The organism is Roseomonas acroporae (assembly GCF_023223525.1).
GTDB lineage: Bacteria > Pseudomonadota > Alphaproteobacteria > Acetobacterales > Acetobacteraceae > Roseomonas_E > Roseomonas_E acroporae.
On record NZ_JALPRX010000220.1, the window covers coordinates 1 to 1,970 of the forward strand.

The following is a 1,970-nucleotide window of genomic DNA, read 5'->3' on the forward strand; positions in this document are numbered from 1 at the left end:
TCGACGGGGCGAGCGGCGAGGAGCGGCAGGCGGCGATCTTCGTCGCGGTGCTGGGGGCGTCGAGTTACACCTTCGCCTGCGCGGCCTGGGGCCAGGGGCTGGCGGAGTGGGTCGGCTGCCACGTCCGGGCATTCGAGCATCTCGGCGGGGTGACACGGCAACTGGTCAGCGACAACCTGCGCTCGGGCGTCAGCCGGGCCTGCTTTCACGAGCCGGCGGTGAACCGGACCTATGCCGAGATGGCGGCGCACTACGGCACTGCCGTGTTGCCGGCGCGGCCCTATAAGCCGCGCGACAAGGCCAAGGCAGAGGTCGGCGTGCAGGTGGTGCAGCGCTGGATCCTGGCCCGGCTGCGGCGGCAGCGGTTCTTCTCGCTGGCCGCGCTCAACGCGGCGATCGGGGCGTTGGTGGTGCAGCTCAACGACCGACCGATGCGCGGTCTGGGTACGACGCGGCGGGCCCTGTTCGAGGCGCTGGACCGCCCGGCGCTGCTGCCGCTGCCGGCGATGCCCTACGAGTACGCGGCCTGGAAACGCTGCCGGGTCGGGCTCGACTACCATGTCGAGATCGAGCGGCACCACTACTCGGTGCCGCACGCGCTGGTGCGCCAGGAGGTGGAGGCGCGGATCACCGCGGGCGTGGTGGAGATCTTCCATCATGGCCGGCGAGTGGCCAGCCATCCGCGCAGCCTGCGCCGGCAGCCGCCGAGTACGCTGGCCGAGCATATGCCGAGCGCGCACCGGCGCTACCGGGAATGGACCCCGGAGCGGCTGCGGCGCGAGGCGGGGGCGATCGGCGAGGACGCGGCGGCGCTGGTCGAGGTGATCCTGCGCACCCGGCCGCATCCCGAGCAGGGGTTCCGCTCCTGCATCGGCATCCTCGGCCTGGTGCCGCGCCATGGTGCCGAGCGCGTGGACGCCGCCTGTGCCCGGGCGCTGGCGCTCGGCACCCGCTCCTACACCTCGGTGGCGGCGATCCTGGCTAATCGCCGGGAGCGAGGCGTCGCTCCCGATGAGCGGCCGGCCTTGCCGGCGCACGAGAACATCCGTGGCCCCGGCTACTACCACTAGGGAGCGCGCCGATGCTGACCCATCCCACCGCCGAGCGCCTGCGCGCCCTCGGCCTGACCGCCATGGCCGAGGCCTTCCTCGAGCTGCAGAGCACCGCCGCGGCGGCCGAGCTGTCGCGCGAGGACTGGCTGGGGCTGCTGGTCGACCGCGAGGCGACGAGCCGCGACAACAAGCGCCTCACCCGCCGGCTGCGCGAGGCAAGGTTGCGCCAGGCGGCGGTGATCGAGGACACCGACTTCCGCAGCCCGCGCGGCCTCGACCGCGCGCTGTTCCTAAAGCTCGGCGGCTGCGGCTGGATCCGCGAGCACAGCCACGTGGTGATCAGCGGCCCGACCGGGGTGGGCAAGAGCTGGCTGGCCTGCGCGCTCGGGCAGAAGGCCTGCCGGGAGGGCTACTCCGTGCTCTACAAGCGTGCCCCGCGGCTGTTCGCCGATCTTGCCACCGCCCGCGGCGAGGGCCGGCTGCCACGGCTGCTGGCCGCCCTCGAGCGCGTCCGGCTGCTGATCATCGACGACTGGGGGCCGGAGCCGCTCACCGCCGAGCAGCGCCGCGACCTGCTCGAGATCGTCGATGACCGCGACGATCGCGGCTCGCTGCTCGTGACGAGTCAGCTGCCGCTGAACCGATGGCACGATCTGGTGGGCGATTTGACGATCGGGGATGCCATCATTGACCGCATCATCCACCGTGCCCATCGCCTCGAGCTCAAGGGTGCCAGCCTGCGCAAGCGAAAGGCAGTGCCGGAAGCCTTGACCACCGACCCGGCCGGGTGACAGATCTCAACCGCTGGCAGTACCGCTCCGCGACATCAATGGCCCGCTAGGCCGCGGGTGATCACGATCACCGGAATCGGTGATCAGGATCCACCGGAACAGCCGATCGCGATCACCGGAATACGCA

Annotated in this window: 2 protein-coding genes; both read left to right on the plus strand. The window is 71.7% G+C overall.

Annotation, left to right across the window (positions count from 1 at the left end; translation table 11 throughout):
* Positions 1 to 1,070, plus strand: a 1,070-nt coding sequence (istA, locus tag M0638_RS28090; protein WP_248670259.1) for an IS21 family transposase, incomplete at its 5' end; no start/stop codon positions are given.
* Positions 1,071 to 1,081: 11 nt separating this feature from the next.
* Positions 1,082 to 1,843 carry an IS21-like element helper ATPase IstB gene (gene istB / locus M0638_RS28095; RefSeq protein WP_248670260.1) on the plus strand — a complete coding sequence of 254 codons (762 nt, stop codon included), beginning with the start codon at positions 1,082 to 1,084 and terminating at the stop codon, positions 1,841 to 1,843.
* The last annotated feature ends 127 nt before the right edge of the window (positions 1,844 to 1,970 follow it).